Origin of the sequence: Streptococcus sp. HMSC070B10 (assembly GCF_001808665.1) — a bacterium.
In the GTDB taxonomy this organism is placed as follows: domain Bacteria; phylum Bacillota; class Bacilli; order Lactobacillales; family Streptococcaceae; genus Streptococcus.
Genome location: NZ_KV794157.1, coordinates 1 through 862, shown reverse-complemented (window position 1 = coordinate 862; position 862 = coordinate 1). Strand labels below are relative to the sequence as shown.

The following is an 862-nucleotide window of genomic DNA, read 5'->3' as shown; positions in this document are numbered from 1 at the left end:
CCGTAGGAACCAACTGCACCATTAAACCCTACCTTGATGTTAGAGATGACCTGAATGAACGTATCAGCTTTAGGGATAAGGTTCTGAGCAGAACCATTCAAGTCTGACAATGAAATCCCTGTGAAATCAGGCTTGATATTAGCTGGCACGCTTGCCGTGAATGTGGTTGACTGTGTGCCTGTCTTAGTAGAACCTGAATAGGTATCTACGTAGATAACCCCTGTTCCACTAGCAGAGTTTGGGATATCGTTGGCAAAGTCAATAGGGATTGTCCAGCTAGTGGATGTGTCTACATTGCTTGCAATCGTTCCTGACTTGCCAGCCCAGGAATAGCGAACCGTGTGCTTGAAGCTCGGATTTTGACGGTTGATGTTGATAGTGATTGTACTACCAATGACACCAGCACCTACCCTAACAGAGCTTGAGCGTGGGATAGTAGTCAAAGTGAATGAGTTACTGCTGAGCGTTAATGTTCCAGGCGACCATCCACCACCTCCACTGAATGTAGCGGATAAGCTAAACGTTTTTTTACCATCATTCTCATGTCTGATTGTTACTGTTCTATCAATCAGCATAATTGAGCTATTTTGACTCAGCATTGATGGGCGACCTGACCAGCTCAAAGTCTGACCATCGACAGTTACAGAGGCAGTACAGTCATAATCTGAGAATGTATGAGCACCGTTTGTCAGAGCAAGTCTTACCCTCACTTGACTGCTATTGTCAGATATATTTTGAGAAACCTGGTCTACCCACAGTCTGAGATAATAGCTCCTATCATTATTTGACCAAAATTCAGCCATCATGCACCTCCTACATATCTAATCACATTCATATCTGGATTAAGATGATACTGTTCCTC

Annotated in this window: 1 protein-coding gene; it reads right to left on the bottom strand. The window is 43.7% G+C overall.

What is annotated here, in order from left to right; genetic code table 11:
• Positions 1-803, bottom strand: an 803-nt coding sequence (locus HMPREF2613_RS04885) for a DUF859 family phage minor structural protein (RefSeq protein WP_222563124.1), incomplete at its 3' end; no start/stop codon positions are given.
• Positions 804-862 lie beyond the last annotated feature (59 nt).